Origin of the sequence: Nitratireductor sp. XY-223, assembly GCF_004959855.1 — a bacterium.
Classification (GTDB): Bacteria; Pseudomonadota; Alphaproteobacteria; order Rhizobiales; family Rhizobiaceae; genus Hoeflea_A.
The window spans coordinates 1-17,389 of the sequence record NZ_SPNT01000004.1 but is presented as its reverse complement, the minus strand read 5'-3'; the positions used below and the strand labels follow the sequence as shown (position 1 = coordinate 17,389).

The following is a 17,389-nucleotide window of genomic DNA, read 5'->3' as shown; positions in this document are numbered from 1 at the left end:
GTGGGGCCGCGGTCTTTACGCCGCGCGTATGCAACCTAGATTTGACGATGAATTTATTAAAGTTGAGCGGCGCCGACACGGCAGCGTCGCCTTTCGGCAGCACATTCTGGCGCACGGACCGCGGGGCTTGGGCGGAGCGTGGTCGCTGAAATGTGCTTAACGATTGATATCATTGGAACAAAGGAGGCGAAAACGCATTCCGACGGCAGGCAATGTAAATTCATCCACAACCGAGGACTGACAAAGTGACACCTGCAACAAAACTCGCCCCCTCAACCGAAACGAGCATCCGCCTTTACAATTCCGTGCGCGCGCGCAGCCACGCGCTGATCAAGGGTCTCACCCCGGAGGACATGACGCTGCAGTCGATGGAGGATGCCAGCCCGACCAAGTGGCATCTCGCCCACACCAGCTGGTTCTTCGAGGAATTCATCCTCAAGCCGCGCGTGACCGGCTACGAGACACCCGACAGCCGCTTCGCCTTCCTGTTCAATTCCTATTACGTTCAGGCCGGGCCGCGCCACACGCGCTCCAAGCGCGGTCTCATCTCGCGGCCGGCGGTCGACGAGGTGCTCGCCTATCGCGCCCATGTGGACGAGGCGATGCGGCGGCTGCTGGCCGAGGAGCGCGCCGACGCGGCCGAGATCCACGATCTCGCCGAGCTCGGTTGCCATCACGAGATGCAGCACCAGGAGCTGCTGGTCACCGACCTCCTGCATGCGCTGTCGCACAATCCGCTGTTGCCGGCCTACCGGGCGCCCGAGCCGATCCGCCTGGCGCAGGAGCGGCCGCTCGAGTGGATCGGCCACGAGGGCGGTCTCGTAGAGACCGGCCATGACGGCGACGGTTTCGCCTATGATTGCGAGGGGCCGCGCCACAGGACCTATCTCGAACCCTTCCGCCTCGCCTCGCGGCCGGTGACCAACCGCGACTGGATCGGCTTCATCGAGGACGGCGGCTACGAGACGGCGACGCTGTGGCTCTCCGACGGATGGGCCCGCAAGCTGAAGGAAGACTGGGATGCGCCACTCTACTGGTGGCGCCAGGACGGCGAATGGTGGAGCTTCACGCTGCGCGGTGCGCAGCCCGTCAACCTCGAGGCGCCCGTGGTCCATGTCAGCTACTACGAGGCCGATGCCTTCGCGCGCTGGGCCGGAAAACGGCTGCCGACCGAGGCCGAGTGGGAGGTGGTCGCCCGCGATCGCCCGATCCGCGGCAATTTCCTGGAATCCGCCAACTACCGGCCGATGCCCTCCGATATCCGCTCAAGGCGCACCGACGACCACGACAGCGGCGAACAGTTCTGGGGCGACGTGTGGGAATGGACGCAGAGCCCTTTCACACCCTATCCCGGCTTCCGCCCGCCGCAGGGCGCCATCGGCGAATATAACGGCAAGTTCATGGTCAACCAGTTCGTTCTGCGCGGCGGCTCCTGCGCGACGCCGCTGGAACAGATTCGCGCCAGCTACCGCACGTTCTTCTACCCGCATCAGCGCTGGCAGATGCTGGGGCTGCGCCTTGCCGACGACGCCGGTTCAAAGCAGACAGCCGGACCGCGCGGAACGCCCGCCGGAAGCAAGGCCAAAACGCGCGACCCGCAAGGCGGGTTCGCCGCCTCTATCCTTGCCGGGTTGAAGGGCGGGCAGAAGACCATCGAGGCCAAGTGGCTGTACGATGCGGCGGGCTCGGCGCTGTTCGACCGCATTACCGCGTTGGAGGAATATTACCCGACGCGGATCGAGACCGGCATCCTTGCCGGTGCCGCCCACCGCCTGCGGGAGTTTGCGCAGCACGGCGCCGCCCTTGTCGAACTCGGCAGCGGCTCGAGCGTCAAGACCCGCCTGCTGCTGGACGCGCTGCCGGACCTTGCCGCCTACTTGCCGGTCGACATCTCGGCCGCGCATCTGGGCGCCGCCGCAACGAAGCTCGAGGCCGACTATGCGGCACTCGATATCCATCCGGTGGTGGCCGACTTCACGCGCGACTTCGCCTTGCCGGCGGACTACACCGCCATGCCGAAACTGCTGTTCTTCCCGGGCTCCACGATCGGCAATTTCGAGGTCGCCGAAAGCCTCGAACTGATGCGGCGGCTGCGCGGCCTGGACAACCTGTCCGCCTTTGTTGTCGGCTTCGACCTCGTCAAGGACCGCAAGACGCTGCTGCGCGCCTATGACGACAAGGGCGGTGTCACCGCGCGCTTCAACCTCAATCTCCTGACCAGGATCAACCGCGAGCTCGGCGCCGATTTCGATCCCGGTGCCTTCTATCACCAGGCCTGCTGGAACGAGACGGAAAGCCGCATCGAGATGCATCTCGTCAGCCGCCGCGACCAGGAGGTCACCGTGGCCGGTGAGCGCGTCGGCTTCGGCGAGGGCGAGACGATCCACACGGAGAACTCGCATAAATACACGCGGGAGAGTTTCGAGGCGCTGGCGGTCGAGGCCGGCTGGAGCGTTTCGGACGTTTGGACCGACGAGAAGGATCACTTCGCGGTCGCCGTTCTGACTTGATAGGCAGCTGTCCTCTGTCCGGCCGCCGGCGATCCGAACGGGTTGCCGGCGGTCGCGCGATCCGGCCCGGATCAGGAGTGGATGTGATTGGCCGTTCCCTTGAGCGCCTCGACCGTGTAGCCGATCAACTGCCCGACCAGAGGACCGGTTCCCTGCGCGGAGGTCCGGTGGGTCGAAAAGACCGCGACGGTCTCGACGGGCTGGGCGCCGTTGTCGATATGCACGGGCGGGATGAGGATCGTCATCCTCTTGGTGTAGATGTCGGGCACCAGCTCGATCACCGCCGATGCCAGCTCGCCGGCGGGCGTTGAATCCACCGACACCTCGTCATAGACCCGGTCGTTGAGCACGATGTGCGGCCGGCCCGCAATATCGGGACCGTAAACGATGTTGGAGTGCGTGCCCTCCAGTTGGTAGTGGTTCGCGGGCGCCAAGTTCCTCTCTCCGTTTTGCAGTATTCGTGCGTTCCGCATCAGTGCAGGCTGCGTTCTTCGAAAGTGCAGGCCACGTTGTTCGAATGGAAATTCTCTCTCCTTGTCAGTATTGTCTGTGTGAATTCTCACCAAGATCGCTAATAATTCATAGATCGATTAAGTCAATACAAACAAAAAGGCTCCCCACAGGGAGCCTTTTGCGTGATTGTCGGCCTGTCTAGCGGCGGGACGACGGATGCGAGACCGGTCGGCGTTCCATGCCGGCAGGGTAGTGCGGCTGGGGAACCGGGCGCGGGCGCGTGTCGCCTGTGATCGAAAGCACCGAAGCTGCCCTCAGGACGCCCCTGGCGAAACCGGAATAGAAGTTCCTCATGATGTTTCTCCCTTGAACGGAAAATCGGACGGCATGGCCTTGGGGCCGCCGTCTGTTTGAGGCGAAGGTGATGATGGAATTACGGCATTACAAGGTGCCGCGCCTGCGACTTTAGGTGGGTACGCCTGCCGGCGCGTAAGCCGACGCAAATCGCCGAAATGCTACTTTAGCCAAGGCACTCGGTTCAAACCTGTGGTTGAAATCCAGCGGCGAGTTAAGATTTCGTTTTCCTCTACTCGCTATGATTTCCCGGGGGTTTATATGGTGTTTGGTTGGCTTGAGGCTATTGTTGCCGACCGGCGCGGCAATTTTGCTGTAATGGTCGGAATATTGTCGATACCGATCCTTGGGGGTTGTGGTATCGCGGTGGACTTTGCCCTCATGTCCCAGCAGAGATCCATGCTGCAATCGGCGGCCGACCTGGCTGCCTTGGCCAGTGCGCGGGAACTCGGCCTCATCAACGCCAAGTCTGAAACCATTGCGAACATCGCGAAAACCTATGTCCGGTCGAACTTCGATCCTGGTGACGAGATATCCGGAGACGCGACCGAACTGACGGTGGAAACAAAGGTCGATAAGGACAAGCGCCAGGTCGAGGTGACGATTTCCTACCATTGGGCACCGATCTTGCTGAAATATCTGGATTCCCGCGTCACGCCGATGAATGTTTCCGCGACTGCGAGGCTCGTTGGAGAGACAAATGTCTGCGTCATCGGGCTCGACAAGGTGGCCGGTCAAACCGTCTCGCTAGATTCGAATTCCTCCCTGAACGCTTCGAATTGTGCTGTCTTTTCGAATTCCAAAGCCAAGCAGGGCCTTAGCTCCTTGAGCAACGCCTATCTGAAGGCCGAATACATCTGCTCGTCTGGCGGCAAGGCCGGCTCTCAATCCAACTACTCGAAAGCGCCGATCACAGATTGCCCACAGATACTGGATCCGCTGGCGGGAAGGTCACCACCGATGGTCGGCACCTGCGATTCCACGAATCTTGAGGTGATTGACAAGACGGTAACGCTCTATCCGGGTGTCTATTGCGGAGGATTGCGGATCGACGGAAATGCCGTCGTTCATTTTGCGCCCGGGGTCTACGTCATCAAGGACGGGATATTCAATGTGGATTCGAATTCGCAGATCGAGGGCACCAATGTCGGTTTCTATCTGACCGGCAACCAGTCGACGTTCCGGTTCGCCAGCAACGCCACCGTAAACCTGACCGCGCCCAAAGACGGGGAAATGGCCGGACTGCTCTTCTATGAGGAGCCAGGGTCGACGGTGCTGCGGCGCTTCGAGATTCTCAGCAACTACGCACGCATTCTGGTGGGTACGATCTACCTGCCGCATGGCCGGTTCATCGTCGACGCGGACAACAATGTTGCCGACCAGTCCGCCTATACGGCGATCGTCGCCCGTCGCGTCGAGCTGTATGCCAGCGCGAAACTGGTGCTCAACACGGACTATCACCTGACAAGCGTCCCCGTGCCGGACGGATTGGGCGGCGGCAACAAGCCGACACTCGTAAAATGAACCGCGCAAGGGAACCGATCGTGATCCTTTGTCCTGCGCACCGTTCCGGCCCGGATGCGCCGCTTTGCTGCGGCGCCGCCCCGCCCTGATAGCGAAAGGCGCGACCCGGATGCCGCATAACGAGTTCAAGCGCAGCGAAAGCCTGGCCTACCGTCTGTCCGTATCGGTCGGCCTGCTTATCTTTGTCTCCTTGATGCTGACGTCGTCGGTCCTGTCCTATCTGTCCTTCAAACGGGAGATCCAGCAGCACACCGTGTCCCTGGAAGCCACGGCGAAGGTGTTTTCCACGTCCATCGCCGATGCACTGGCGACCGGCGACGCCTATGCCGTGCGCCGCATTCTCACGAGCATCGGCAAATTCGACCGGATTCACTTCGCCGCCGTTTTCGACGACCGCGGCAGACCCTTTACGGAAGTCGGCTACGATGCACTGCTGGACCGGGACAATGTCGATCTGGCGGCGGATTCGCCCCTTGACCTGCTGACCCACAATTTCCTGTGGGTTCAATCCGATATCCGAAAGGCCGGACAGGTCATAGGTGAATTGCGGCTGCTCTCGGATATCTCGGAAATCCGCCAGGGGCTCTTCACCAATTTGGGCATTGCGCTTGCCGTCGCGCTGGTTGCGGCGGTCATTACCATCGTTGTGAGCCAACGTTCTGTGTCGATTCTGATCCGGCCCATCACCGCGCTCTCGTCCGTGATGCAGAGATTCGGATCCGAAGAGGATTTCACAGCCCGCGCCGATGCGGGTGGACGTGGCGAGGTCGGCGTGCTGGCGCGCTCGTTCAACACGATGCTGGAAGACCTCGCCCTGCGGAACCGGCAGTTGCTGGACTACCAGGACACGCTGGAGCAGAAAGTCGAAACCCGCACGCGGCAACTGCTGGTCGCCAAGAACGAGGCGGAACTGGCCAATGCCGCCAAGTCGGAGTTTCTGGCCACGATGAGTCACGAAATCCGCACACCGATGAACGGCATGCTGGTGATGGCGGAACTGCTGGCCTCGGCCGGCCTGGCGCCGAAATACCAGCGCTACGCGGATGTTGTGATGAAATCGGGGCGCGGCCTGCTGGCGATCATCAACGACGTGCTGGATTTCTCGAAGATCGAATCCGGGAGCCTGGAACTCGAACGCATCCCCGTCGACCTGCGCTCGCTGTGTGAAGACGTGCTCAGCCTGTTCTGGCAACAGGCCAGGGAAAAGGGGCTCGATCTCGGCTGCTTTGTTGAACCGGGTGTTCCGCGGACAATCATCGGCGATCCGGTGCGGCTCAATCAGATACTTGCCAACCTGGTGAGCAACGGGCTGAAGTTCACCAGCAAGGGACAGGTAACAATCCGCATTTCCCGGCCGGTGGACGCCGCAGCGGACGAAGCGATCGAGATAGCCGTTCAGGATACCGGCATCGGTATTCACCGGGACAAGCTGAATACCGTATTCGAGAGCTTCACCCAGGCCGACCAGTCGACCACCCGGAAATATGGCGGCACCGGCCTCGGTCTGCCGATCTGCAAGAACCTGGTGGAACGCATGGGCGGGGCCATCCGGGTCGAAAGCGATCCGGGTGTCGGCACGACCTTTTCCTTCACACTGCCGGTTGAAGCGGTCGAGGCGGGGGCGCGACATGAGAGTCAGGCCCGTGGTCGGCCTGTTTTGCTTGCCCTGCCTGTTTCAGCGACCTTCGAGGTGTTGCGCGATGCACTTGAGCAGATGGGCGCCAAAGTAACGCTGACCCGCCCCTAGGATTTGTCGCCGGATATCGAAACCGAATGCGAGCTGACGATTGCCACACCGGAATGCATCGAAGGCCTCGGGCCGGCGCCGCGGGGCACGCAGCGCCTCGTGGTGACGCAACTCGGTGATTTCTCGGCCGACACGCTCATCCGCGACGGACGTGTGCACGATATGCTGCCGATGCCCGTCAGCACCTTCTCCGCTATCGAGGCCGTCGAAAGGGTGCTCGGCGGCCGCGCGCGGGGGGCGGCGCTGCTCGAGATGGAACAGGCCGCGCCGAGCATTGACCGGTCCTACGCCGGCCAGGCCATCCTGGTGGTTGATGACAGCCCCGTGAACCGTGAGGTCGTCGTGCAGGCCCTGCGGCGCTTCGACGTCGAGCCGACGGTCGCGGAAAACGGCCTGGAAGCGATCGCTGTGGCCAAAGACCGGCGGTTCGACCTGATTTTCATGGACTGTAGCATGCCGGAGATGGACGGTTTCGAGGCGACACGGATCATTCGCCGGGATGAGCTGGAAAACAGGGGGGACCGGACACCTGTCATTGCTCTGACCGCCCACACCGCAGACCACGTGTCGGAACGGTGGAAAGAGGCCGGCATGGACGGCATCGTCGTCAAGCCTTTCACCATGAGCGCCCTGGGTGCCTGTCTGACCGAATGGCTCGGCCTGGACGAGCCGGCACCGACACGTGAAAACGCCGAGGCGGATGAAGACGCTGCAACCGGCGTTCTTGACCGGGATGCGCAAGACAATCTGCGTGACATACTCGGCGATATGTTCGACCAGAGTTTTGCGCGAATCCTTCGTCTCTATGCCGATACGGCGCCGACGGCCTTCGACACCCTGCTCGAGGCGGCGGATGCTGAAAACTGGAGCAATGTTTCGGCAGCGGCACACGCACTGAAATCGATTACCGCCAACGCCACGGCCACCGGCTTTGCTGATATCTGCGCCCGTCTGGAGACGGCTGCCAATGCCGGCGATGAAAAGAGGGTTGCAGCCCTGATGGAACGGGCAAAGGCCGAATACGACCGGACCCGCGACGCGGTCGATGCGATGCTGCAGGATCTCGGCGCCGGATCCGCAGAGGAGGTCGCCTGATGCGCCCTTCATTTCCTAATATTGAGTCAATATTGACGGTAAAATTGATCCGCCACGGTTTCGATAGACGAAAGCAACCCCAGGTATATTCGTTTCCTGGATTTCACCGTGACGGGTGCGTTCGCAATGTTTAACGGCCAAACGGTTCTGCTAGTCGATGACGACCCCACGCAGTTGTTGATACTGAGCGGGTACTTTCAAGGCTTGTGCGCCGGTGCCGTGCTGGAAGCCGGCAGCGCGATCGATGCGCTGGACATGTTAAGGCAACCCGGGCAGGCGATCGATCTGATCGTTTCCGACCTGATGATGCCCGACATGGACGGCATCGAATTGTTGCGAGAGCTCAAGCATGCCGGTTATGACGGCAAGCTGGCGCTGATCTCAAGCCTCAACCAGGCGATGGTCAACAGCGCACGCAAGCTCGGCGACATGCATGGCCTCAATATTATCGGCACCTGCCGCAAACCGTTGCGCAAGGCCGGTCTCGACGCCTTGTTCCTCGCACCGGACATGCCGCGCGGCAATCTCGAGGCGGCAACGAATGTGGACTTCACCGCCGAGCAGATCACCGCGGCACTGGAGAATGGCGCGATCAGGCCGTTCTACCAGCCGAAGGTCGACGTTAAACAGAAGCGCATTACCGGTGCCGAGGCGCTGGTGCGCTGGCTGGATCCGGAGCGTGGTGTGTTGACGCCCGCCCAATTCCTGCCGGCGGTCGAGCAACTGAACATGTCGAGCGAACTGACCTTCGCCCTGATGAAGGCTGTCTTCCGCGACATTGCTTCCTGGAAGCGGCAGGGGTTGGAGGTCAAGACGGCCGTTAACGTGACGGCCGGGGAGATTGGCGTCCTTGAATTGCCCGACAGGATCGGTCAGCTGCTTCGTGACGAGGGCATTGAAGCGTCTGACATCGCAATCGAGATCACCGAGAACGCGGTGCTCGAGTTCAACACCGACTCGCTGGAAGTTCTGTCGCGGCTGCGGCTGATGGGCATAGACATTGCCATTGACGATTTCGGCACCGGTTTCGCCAACATCAAGTCACTCAAGGAATATCCCTTTTCGGAACTCAAGATCGATCAGAGTTTTGTGCGCGGCATGACGGACGATCCGTTTTCACAGGAAACGGTGCGGGCGGCCGTGACCCTCGGCCGGCAGATGAACATGCGGCTCCTGGCGGAGGGCATCGAAACCGCCGAGGAATGGGAATTTGTCCGCAAGCGCGGCGTTGACGAAGTGCAGGGCTTCTTGATCGCAAAACCGATGCCGGTTGAAGAATTCGTGCCGTTTTGCCTGAGGAATGACGGCCTTGTCAGCCTCCCGCCGGTCAGTGATCTGGAGGATGCCGGCCAGATCGCGTCCTGACGGCGGTGTCCGCAAGTTCCGAAACGGTTCGCAAGGTTGGGGATTGGCTGGGGTTTCTGGAAGCTTTTAGAACTTTGTGCGTTTCGCCTTCGACGGATATGAAAGTACTGATCTCGGATGCGGAAGCACTTGCAAAATCCTATGACATTTGAGAGCGCTGGAAGGGATAAAGACCTTTATCGAATTGGAGGAAACATCACCAGAATGTGGCTTGGCCCGGCAGATTGCCGGTCGGAAAGGGTTTGTAAGGCAGGTAAATTTTCATCTTCTCTCAGAGCGAGTTCTCAGTGAACGGCTCCAAGCTCTTGAAGACAGCGAAGTTGCGGATACGCGCTCAACTTACCACGTCTGGGATGTTTCCCGACTTCAGCGTCAACGAAGTTCACGCGGCCATAAAGAGGCGCTCGATATTGATTTTCAGGAGATGTACGGTCGTGGAATCTCTTGCCTTCCGGCGCATCTGGGATCGGAATCCTACCAGTCTTATCTGATTGTGATGCCTGGAGAAATTCTTGCCGATCTTTACGGCAGGTTTGGATCAAGATTGTTGGAACAGAATGTTCGCTCATTCCTCCAGGCACGCGGCAAGGTGAATAAGGGTATTCGAGCCACCATCCTCAATGAACCCGGAATGTTTTTGCCTATAACAATGGCATCACAGCGACAGCGTAGGAGGTAGAGACCGGAAAAGGTGAAGAAGGGCTTCAGGTTGCGCGCATCAAAGACCTTCAGATCGTTAACGGAGGGCAGACTACTGCTTCACTGTTTCATACGCGCCGGAGGGACAAGGCGTCCCTCGAGAACGTGTTCGTACAGATGAAATTGTCCGTCATTCCTAGTGAAGCGAGTGAAGCGGTCGTCCCAAAGATATCCGAATACGCCAACACCCAGAACAGGGTGAACGACGCGACTTCTTCTCCAACCATCCTTTCTATATCCGAATTGAGGAATTCTCTCGTCGGATTTGGGCGCCAGTTCAACAGGGTGCGCTTCGCGAAACAAAATGGTTTTATGAACGTGCAAGAGGGCAATATGCGGATGCGCAATCAAAGCTGACTCGGGTGAGCAGCGCCGCTTCAAGGCCGAATATCCCAAGCCTCAGATGTTTACCAAGACCGATCTGGCGAAGTTCGAAAATGTATGGGACGACCATCCAAAGTGGGTCAACCTTGGAGCTCAGAAGAACTTCGCCAGATATATGCTCGTGTTCTCGCCGCTTTGCGAGATTTCGATGTCGGTGACGGTGGTTTCACCCTCGGATTTGGTCAGCCTGATCTTTGCGCCAGTCGTGAAATCCGTGATCTCGGTCGGTGCGCTCACGTCGATGTCACGGACTTCAACCGCGGTCATCGTGTTGACGTGTTGACGCCTTCGAAGTGCTTGTCCTTGTCGAGTTGGTCCGGGGTCACCGACTTCAGCGTGATCGAGCCGTTTGCATACTTGATCAACGTGTCCGCACCGCTTCGGTATATCGTTATATCGACACTGGCACTTTCGCCGTCTCTGCGAAATGTGTCACTGCCAGCCCCGCCGGAAAGCTCGTCGTCCCCGGCACCACCGTCGAGGGTGTCGTCACCAGCATCGCCGTTCAGTTTGTCGTTGCCGTTGCCGCCGTGCATGGTGTCGTTGCCGTCTGCTCTCTTGTCGGTTTCGTGGCCGCCGTACATCGTGTCGTCATGCCAACCGCCGTAAAGCGTGTCGTCGCCGTTGATCGTGTCCTCGCCGTAGCCGCCGCGAATCGTGTCCTCGCCGTACCCGCGCGCGATCCCGCCGCATACTCAGCGTCGGATCGTCCAGTTCCTTCACAAGCATATGGATCAGTCGATCCTGACGACGCATTCTCCATTTGTCTTGGAGCAATAAACGCCAGACAATGTCGTGCTCTTGGAGCGGGAAGATGGAGGGACTGTGTCTGGACGCACCGTCGCCCGCTGGCTTCTCTCGCTCCAAAACCATCACAGCGACAGCCACAGGGATACAAACGTCTCTGCACAGGACAAACATGACTTTCGTTTATGTTGTTTGTTGCGTTTGTGTCGTTTATGAACTATATATGGCTAGTGAAGGGAGATCAGTCATGAACCTCGCGGTTTTGAAGGAAGCCGAACTGGCTATGCCGACTGACAAGGAATCGGAGCTCGCGGCAGAGACGGGTCGTCAACTTGCAGCCATCATCAACGGCGCGGAGACCGTGCGTGCGCATTTTGGCCCGCAGGGTGCCGCAACCGTCGAGTTGCCGGTCGCTGCGGTGCGTCTGCTCCTCGACATCCTTGAGCAGATGGCGCGCGGCAATGCAGTGACGCTTATGCCTGTACATGCCGAATTGACGACGCAGCAAGCGGCCGATCTGCTCAATGTTTCGCGGACCCATCTCGTACAGCTTCTTGATGAAGAAAAGATCCCGCACCGGAAGGTTGGTACGCACCGACGGGTACGAGCCGAAGATGTTCTTGCCTACCGCCGCGATACGGAACGGGCGCGTCGCAAAGCGCTCGACGAGCTGACCGAACTCGATGAAGAGCTCGGCCTTCAATAGCGCATGGATCGGTTCACTGCGTTACTGGATGCCAACGTCATCTATCCAGCTGGCCTTCGCGACGTGCTTCTGCGCCTCGCCGATCGCAATCTCTACCGCGCTCGCTGGAGCGCGATTATTCACGATGAATGGATAAGAAATGTGCTGAAGGACCGGTCTGACCTAAGCCCCGATCAACTCCAACGAACCAGGGAAACCATGGATCGGCATTTCCCCGATGCGTTGGTCGTCGGGTTCGAGCCGCTGATCGATGGCTTGACGCTTCCCGATGCTGACGATCGGCATGTTCTGGCAGCAGCGATCAGGGGGCGAGCCGATGTCATCATCACACAGAATTTGAAGGACTTCCCGCAGGAAGAGCTCGACCCCTACGAGATTGAAGCTCAGCATCCAGATGATTTCGCTTTCAGCTTGTTCGATCTTTACCCGGGCGCTGTTCTCGGAGCGGTTCGAGACCACAGGGCTGCGCTAAAGCGGCAACCCCGAAGCTCGGGAGAGCATATCGAAGCTTATGAAGGAATGGGCATGACCAAATTCGCTTCGGCAATCCAGGATTATTCGGATGTCTTGTAGGTATATATATTGGTTTTGCGAGGACTGGTTTTCATCTGCCGATGATCGACACGCTCTTCTTGCGATTTGCGTTTGCCGCTTCGCAAAGAAGAAACATTGGTCATGACTCTAGCCTCGACCTTTCGACACGATGACGAACGCCCCATCAATCAATTGGACCAATGCCTCGGTAAGGGCTTTTGCGAAGAACGCAGCCCCATTGACCGCAATGGAAGAGGCAGCACGCGCTCTTGTTTTGAAAGCCCGCGAGAAAGGTTGGGAAGGGCCACCTTACAATCCTCTGCACATCGCTGAGATGCTGGAGGTTCAGATCGAGGCCAATTCGAGCGTTGCAAAATCCTACAACACTTGGGATCTTCCGCACTTTTGGTGCAAATGGCGCGCGCATAGAGTTTCTGGATTTGCTTACGCGATCTGTTTTCCGGGGACCAGGGATGCTTCCTGTTTTGCGTCAAGATCGCAAACGATGCCTGCCTGATGTCGTTTGTCGATTTTCCCGCATGCGTATTGCGGGGATCGCCAGCCGGTGATTTCAACTTTGTCCGACCGAATGCCGTTGGAATGGATAGCCGAAAACAAAAATCAGGCGGCCGCAAGCAATCTGCTTCGCAGGAGTTGATATCCGGCCCGTCCGTACATTTGCCGTTTGAGCGTCTTGAGGCGGTTGATCCGGCCTTCGACGGGGCTTGTGCTCCAGGGATGGGTGATGGCCGCCCGCACTGCCGCGATGTCACGACCGATACCCTTGGCCAAAACATCCAGTTCAGTGCTAGTGGCATCGGCTATCCACTGATTGAGGTCTGTATCGTCATCGCCGCGGATAAGAGCGGCAAACCGGCGCGCCAGTTGGTTGGCAGTCAGGAGTGGCGGTGCCCGCTTGAACAGATGGCTCAGGAAGCGCTGCGTCCTGTCATCAAGAGCAGTTGGCTCCTTGCTCAAAAGCCATGCGCAGGCCCGCCGCGACGGAGGCCGTAACTGCGCAACCATCCCGACGTTGGTCGTCCTTTGATTGCGCGACGCAATCCATCGGTAGAAGGTTGATCTGCTGCCCGTAAAGCCGAGGTTCCTGATCTCGTTCCACAGTTGCATGCCGCTGCGCTCGCCTTCCTGCCAGCGTTGCATCAGATAGTCCCGAAAGGGATCGACGAGATTGTGCCGGGAGGCACGTCGCCGGTGTTCCGGCGCACCCCCGGCGGCAAGCCAGCGTTCGACGGTCCTCACGCTCATGCCAACGCGCGGTGCGATGTTGCGCGGCGACAGACCGGATTGCCGCAGCCGAAGCATTTCCAGGTAAAGCGCGTGTCGCTGGGAGCGCCCTGCGGTGCGCCCTTCATCACGCTTTGTCGATGCCGGTCGTTGGGGCGTAACAGTATGCCCGCCTTCCATTTCCGCGATCCAGGCCTTGCCGGCAGCGCGCACGTCCTTGCGATGACGACCAAGCGCCAGGCGCAGCGCTTCGCCCAGGTTCTGCAGAAGATGCCAGCGGTCGGCAACCTGGATTGCATCGGGCGCGCCGCGCCGGGCGCCGTCGGCGTAAAGGCCGGCGCGGTCGCGCGCAATGATCTCAATACCGGGATGATGCTCAAGCCATGACGCGACCGTATCGGCATTGCGGTCGGGCAACAGTTCAATGACGCGGTTGCGCTCCAGGTCACATACGATTGTGCCGTAACGCTGTCCCTTGCGCCAGGCCCAGTCGTCGATGCCGACCACGCGCGGTGGGGCCGACGGTTCGAATTCGGCGGTGCGGACTATCCGCAGCAGCGTGTCGCCGCTGACCGGCATGGCAAGCCGCCGTGACAGGCGCGCGCCGGGCGCGCCGCCCACAGCAAAGCCGATCGCCAGCAGGCTTTGTCGCAGCCGTGTGGTGCGCCGCGCTCCCGGTTGAACCGTTTCGGGCAACCTTTCCGTGAATATTTGTTGCGGACACTGCGAATTGCTGCAGCGCAAGCGTCTTGTGTGAAAGTGGATTTCAACATGGTTTCCTTGCCATGGCAGATCGGAAAGCCGGCGCATGTAGTGGCTGTGGACACGTCCACTACGGTAACCGCAGTGCGGGCACAATGACGATCTCCGCCTTGGTTTGGCGACCAGTATGACCCGGTCCGGTTGCGGTAGAACCTGAATGATCGAAAGGTCGGGCGGCGTCAGTGAGGAAAGGCCGGAGAGCATAAGCGAATCAACACGTTGGTTGCAATTCCAACCTTATGACCGACTTCACGGCCCATGGGAATCCCGAACCTGCACCAAAAGTGCGGAAGATCCCAAGAGCCATGACCGATCGCGGCTACGTCGGAACCGACTTCGCGCTCGACGACCTGATCGATCGTCATGCCCAGGAGGAAACGCGTGCTGCCCTGGAAGAAGCGCTGACGGCAACCTCGCTCGCAGGCAAGGGCGGACGGTTGATTGCCGCGCGCTCGCAATTCCGGGGGCGAACACGTGACGGCGATGTCCAGGCCTATGTCAGCTTCCTGTTGAAGGAGACTGATCTCAGGCTTGGTGTCTGCGACTGGGGCTATTGCGTCTACCGTGTCGAAACCGCCGCTTGCTTCGGCGACGAGAATGGACCGAATCCCGTGCTGAGAACCGAAAGCACCTGTCTCACCTGCGCCAACTTTGCCGTCACGGCCAGGCATCGACCGGTCTGGCAGGCGCGGCGCGATCGCAATGCCGATCTTCTCGATCACCCCGGTCTGGACCCGGCAAGCCGGAGACTTGCCGAAACACGGATTGCCGAATGCGATCGCATCCTTGGCAATCTCGATCACGGAAAGGATGCTCGCGATGGCGCGTAAAACCAGCAAAATGCCGGCACTCACATCTGCCGAAAAACGTCTGCGCAATACGGATCGCAAGCTGCGGGACGCCTTGGAACGGCTTGTGAAGGGACTGCCCACACATCCGAAGCTGCAAAGGCGACCGTACCGCCTGACCGTTGCGACCCTCGCACGCGAAGCGCGCGTCGGCCGCAATGCCATCTACACCAATCACCGGTCGATCATCGAAGAGCTACACCGTGCCAATGACCGCAAGGTCGTTCCCGAGAAGCTGGCGGCCTGGGAAGACAAGCTCGCCCAGCAGCGATCGCTGATCCAGGTTCTGCAGATCGAGGAACGACGGCTCGTCACCGAAAATGCCGTCTTGCTGAAGCGTACCCTCAAAGCCGAGGCAGAGGTTGAGCGGCAGAAGCGTCACAATGCCCGCCTGATCGCCGAGCGCGATCGCGCCATGAAGCCAGTCCCCCTCCCGCGTGGTCCAAACTCCTGACACCATCTACGATTGCCGGTTCATGTCACTGCGCGCGCCGAAGGATATTTGTCGCCCATCCATTGCCTGCGATCCTCAGGTGCGGCATGATCTGAGGTATGCTTGATCCTTTCGATCCAGATAGCTTCATTGTGCGCGCCGAAGTTCATATCCTCGACATCGAGCCCAGGATCAGCCGCACTCTCGAATTGCCAGTCACTCTCAACCTCGCCCAACTCCACGAGGTTCTGCAGGCCGCCTTCGGTTGGACCGACAGCCACCTGCATCAGTTCAATATTGGCGGTCTCATCTACGGAGCCCCGGAGTTTGATGAGGATGATTTGTTCGACAGCAGGATCTTCGAAGCAACGGAGGTCAGGATGGTTGATCTTCACTTTCCCTACAAACCCGGCGAAAACCCTCTCACGGTCCTCTATGAATACGACTTTGGTGACAATTGGCGTCACTTGCTGCGCCTGGAGCGCGCCACACGTGAGGAGAATGCCAAATATCCCCGTTGTATCGCCGCCGCACGTTCAGGACCTCCCGAAGACGTTGGTGGACCTTCAGGCTATGCCAAATTCCTTGAGGTCTGGCTCGACCCCGAGCACGAAGAACACAAGGCCGTGCGCCAATGGGCGGGCCGCAGGTTCAACCCGGATCGCGTCAATCTCAATCAGGTCAACAAGGCCATCGCCAAAGCGTTACGCGCATCAAAAGGTGACTATCGCTTCCGTCGAGAAAGCCATCGTGATTGACACCAACCGGCTGCGCTTCAATGCCAAAGATACACCCGAAATCCAGGCCGTAGCCAAAAAGACCGCAGAATCAGCGTCATCCAGCTAACAGGACACTTGACGCATAACCTAACCGCTCCATCCCGTTCAGGGGTTCCGCGCCTGTATCGGCGTCGTGAAGCTCGCGCCGCAGCATGGAGCGCAGCGCCTCGAGGCGGCATGCGGCCGCGCCATCGACATCGGGGCGCACTCCTACACCTGCGTCAATTCCATCCTCAAGAACAATCTCGATCGCAAACGGCCCGAAAAAGCCACGGACGGGCCGCCGATCCTCCATCAAAACATCCGTGGCTCAGGCTACTTCCATTGAAAGGAAATGAAATTGCTCAACAATCCAACCCTCGACCAGTTGAAAGAACTCAAACTGGACGGCATGGCCGACGCCTTTGTCGAGTTGCAGGCACAAGACCGGGCTGCCGATCTCAGCCACCCCGAATGGCTGGGACTGTTGCTCGATCGGGAAACAGCAAACCGCCGCACCAAACGCTTCAATACGCGATTACGGGCCGCCAGGTTGCGCCATGTTGGCGCCTCGATAGAAGACGTCGATTACCGCGCGTCCCGTAAGCTCGACAAGGCATTGTTCCAGCAGTTGGCAACCTGCAACTGGATCAGACATCACCGTTGCCTGCTGATTACCGGGCCGTGCGGGGTCGGCAAAACCTGGCTTGGCTGCGCCCTCGGTCAAAATGCATGCCGCCATGGCTACACGGTCCTTTACAAGCGTGTGCCGCGGCTCTTCGCCGAACTCGAACTGGCGCATGGCGATGGTCGGTTCCCGCGCTTGTTCCGGACGCTCGTCAAGGCCGATCTGCTGATCCTCGATGACTGGGGCCCCGATCGTCTCAATGCCAGCCAGCGCCGCGATCTCCTGGAAATCATCGAAGACCGCCACGGTGCCGGCTCGACAATGATCACGAGTCAACTGCCGGTGAACACTTGGCATGACGTTATTGATGAGCCCACATTCGGCGACGCGATTATGGACCGAATTTCTCACAACGCATACCGGCTCGAACTCGATGGGCCCTCGATGCGCAAATCGCAAGGCAATCAAACTGAACAGGAGATGGCATGAATGGGGTGTGAGCGGTCATGCATCCCGACTCGGCTAGAGTGCCGGGATAGGCGGATAGGCTGCAGGCTGGATGTCTTTTTAGGGCATTGCGACCCTGTACAGGAGATT

The 17,389-nt window shown here is 59.5% G+C and carries 20 protein-coding genes; 15 read left to right on the top strand and 5 right to left on the bottom strand.

What is annotated here, in order from left to right; genetic code table 11:
- The first annotated feature begins 245 nt into the window (after nucleotides 1-245).
- Nucleotides 246-2,510 carry an ergothioneine biosynthesis protein EgtB gene (gene egtB, locus E4M07_RS30000; protein ID WP_206057277.1) on the top strand — a complete coding sequence of 755 codons (2,265 nt, stop codon included), beginning with the start codon at nucleotides 246-248 and terminating at the stop codon, nucleotides 2,508-2,510.
- A gap of 71 nt (nucleotides 2,511-2,581) precedes the next feature.
- On the opposite strand, the gene E4M07_RS15235 is transcribed toward egtB, so the two are convergent.
- Nucleotides 2,582-2,944, bottom strand: coding sequence for a hypothetical protein (locus tag E4M07_RS15235; RefSeq protein ID WP_136659236.1), 363 nt, complete (start codon nucleotides 2,942-2,944; stop codon nucleotides 2,582-2,584).
- A gap of 217 nt (nucleotides 2,945-3,161) precedes the next feature.
- The gene (locus E4M07_RS29115; protein WP_169054236.1) at nucleotides 3,162-3,317 is read right to left on the bottom strand and encodes a hypothetical protein; all 156 of its coding nucleotides are present in this window, start codon (nucleotides 3,315-3,317) and stop codon (nucleotides 3,162-3,164) included.
- A 192-nt stretch (nucleotides 3,318-3,509) separates the two neighbouring features.
- Here E4M07_RS29115 and E4M07_RS15230 point away from each other — a divergent pair, with 192 nt between their 5' ends.
- From E4M07_RS15230 to E4M07_RS29325, 7 genes are all read left to right on the top strand, one after another.
- Nucleotides 3,510-4,841: a TadE/TadG family type IV pilus assembly protein gene (locus E4M07_RS15230; protein ID WP_136659235.1), complete on the top strand. Its 1,332-nt coding sequence runs from the start codon at nucleotides 3,510-3,512 to the stop codon at nucleotides 4,839-4,841.
- A 109-nt stretch (nucleotides 4,842-4,950) separates the two neighbouring features.
- Complete coding sequence (locus E4M07_RS15225; RefSeq protein ID WP_136659234.1) at nucleotides 4,951-6,588, top strand: ATP-binding protein; 1,638 nt, start codon at nucleotides 4,951-4,953, stop codon at nucleotides 6,586-6,588.
- Nucleotides 6,589-6,591: 3 nt separating this feature from the next.
- Entirely contained in the window at nucleotides 6,592-7,683 is a 1,092-nt protein-coding gene (locus tag E4M07_RS15220) for a response regulator (protein WP_136659233.1), read from the top strand.
- A 126-nt stretch (nucleotides 7,684-7,809) separates the two neighbouring features.
- Complete coding sequence (locus E4M07_RS15215; protein ID WP_136659232.1) at nucleotides 7,810-9,048, top strand: EAL domain-containing response regulator; 1,239 nt, start codon at nucleotides 7,810-7,812, stop codon at nucleotides 9,046-9,048.
- Between the two features lie 148 nt (nucleotides 9,049-9,196).
- Nucleotides 9,197-9,727, top strand: coding sequence for an AIPR family protein (locus E4M07_RS29885; protein WP_206057276.1), 531 nt, complete (start codon nucleotides 9,197-9,199; stop codon nucleotides 9,725-9,727).
- Nucleotides 9,728-9,765: 38 nt separating this feature from the next.
- Nucleotides 9,766-10,104, top strand: coding sequence for an AIPR family protein (locus tag E4M07_RS29880; protein ID WP_348640526.1), 339 nt, complete (start codon nucleotides 9,766-9,768; stop codon nucleotides 10,102-10,104).
- Complete coding sequence (locus E4M07_RS29325; RefSeq protein ID WP_246660485.1) at nucleotides 9,990-10,289, top strand: AIPR family protein; 300 nt, start codon at nucleotides 9,990-9,992, stop codon at nucleotides 10,287-10,289. Before E4M07_RS29880 ends, E4M07_RS29325 begins: the two co-directional genes overlap by 115 nt.
- On the opposite strand, the gene E4M07_RS29320 is transcribed toward E4M07_RS29325, so the two are convergent.
- Nucleotides 10,225-10,398: a hypothetical protein gene (locus tag E4M07_RS29320; RefSeq protein WP_206057275.1), complete on the bottom strand. Its 174-nt coding sequence runs from the start codon at nucleotides 10,396-10,398 to the stop codon at nucleotides 10,225-10,227. The two genes, E4M07_RS29325 and E4M07_RS29320, sit on opposite strands and share 65 nt — an antisense overlap.
- Complete coding sequence (locus tag E4M07_RS29875; RefSeq protein WP_136659231.1) at nucleotides 10,395-10,814, bottom strand: hypothetical protein; 420 nt, start codon at nucleotides 10,812-10,814, stop codon at nucleotides 10,395-10,397. The genes E4M07_RS29320 and E4M07_RS29875 overlap by 4 nt, the downstream gene beginning before the upstream one ends.
- A gap of 311 nt (nucleotides 10,815-11,125) precedes the next feature.
- Here E4M07_RS29875 and E4M07_RS15200 point away from each other — a divergent pair, with 311 nt between their 5' ends.
- Nucleotides 11,126-11,584 carry a helix-turn-helix domain-containing protein gene (locus tag E4M07_RS15200; RefSeq protein WP_136659230.1) on the top strand — a complete coding sequence of 153 codons (459 nt, stop codon included), beginning with the start codon at nucleotides 11,126-11,128 and terminating at the stop codon, nucleotides 11,582-11,584.
- 3 nt (nucleotides 11,585-11,587) lie between these two features.
- Nucleotides 11,588-12,157, top strand: coding sequence for a PIN domain-containing protein (locus E4M07_RS15195; protein ID WP_136659229.1), 570 nt, complete (start codon nucleotides 11,588-11,590; stop codon nucleotides 12,155-12,157).
- Nucleotides 12,158-12,739: 582 nt separating this feature from the next.
- Here the strand turns inward: E4M07_RS15195 and E4M07_RS15190 are convergent.
- Nucleotides 12,740-14,329: an ISL3 family transposase gene (locus tag E4M07_RS15190; protein ID WP_206057274.1), complete on the bottom strand. Its 1,590-nt coding sequence runs from the start codon at nucleotides 14,327-14,329 to the stop codon at nucleotides 12,740-12,742.
- 101 nt (nucleotides 14,330-14,430) lie between these two features.
- Between E4M07_RS15190 and E4M07_RS15185 the strand changes: the two genes are divergently transcribed.
- The 5 genes from E4M07_RS15185 to istB all read left to right on the top strand — a co-directional run bounded on the left by E4M07_RS15185 (nucleotide 14,431) and on the right by istB (nucleotide 17,281).
- The gene (locus tag E4M07_RS15185) at nucleotides 14,431-14,955 is read left to right on the top strand and encodes a hypothetical protein (RefSeq protein WP_206057273.1); all 525 of its coding nucleotides are present in this window, start codon (nucleotides 14,431-14,433) and stop codon (nucleotides 14,953-14,955) included.
- Nucleotides 14,945-15,427 (top strand): hypothetical protein, encoded by a 483-nt coding sequence (locus E4M07_RS15180; RefSeq protein ID WP_136659228.1) that lies wholly within the window; start codon nucleotides 14,945-14,947, stop codon nucleotides 15,425-15,427. The genes E4M07_RS15185 and E4M07_RS15180 overlap by 11 nt, the downstream gene beginning before the upstream one ends.
- A 98-nt stretch (nucleotides 15,428-15,525) precedes the next feature.
- Nucleotides 15,526-16,164: a plasmid pRiA4b ORF-3 family protein gene (locus E4M07_RS15175; protein ID WP_136659227.1), complete on the top strand. Its 639-nt coding sequence runs from the start codon at nucleotides 15,526-15,528 to the stop codon at nucleotides 16,162-16,164.
- A gap of 154 nt (nucleotides 16,165-16,318) precedes the next feature.
- Nucleotides 16,319-16,513: a hypothetical protein gene (locus E4M07_RS15170; protein WP_136659226.1), complete on the top strand. Its 195-nt coding sequence runs from the start codon at nucleotides 16,319-16,321 to the stop codon at nucleotides 16,511-16,513.
- Nucleotides 16,514-16,525: 12 nt separating this feature from the next.
- Complete coding sequence (gene istB / locus E4M07_RS15165) at nucleotides 16,526-17,281, top strand: IS21-like element helper ATPase IstB (protein ID WP_136659616.1); 756 nt, start codon at nucleotides 16,526-16,528, stop codon at nucleotides 17,279-17,281.
- The last annotated feature ends 108 nt before the right edge of the window (nucleotides 17,282-17,389 follow it).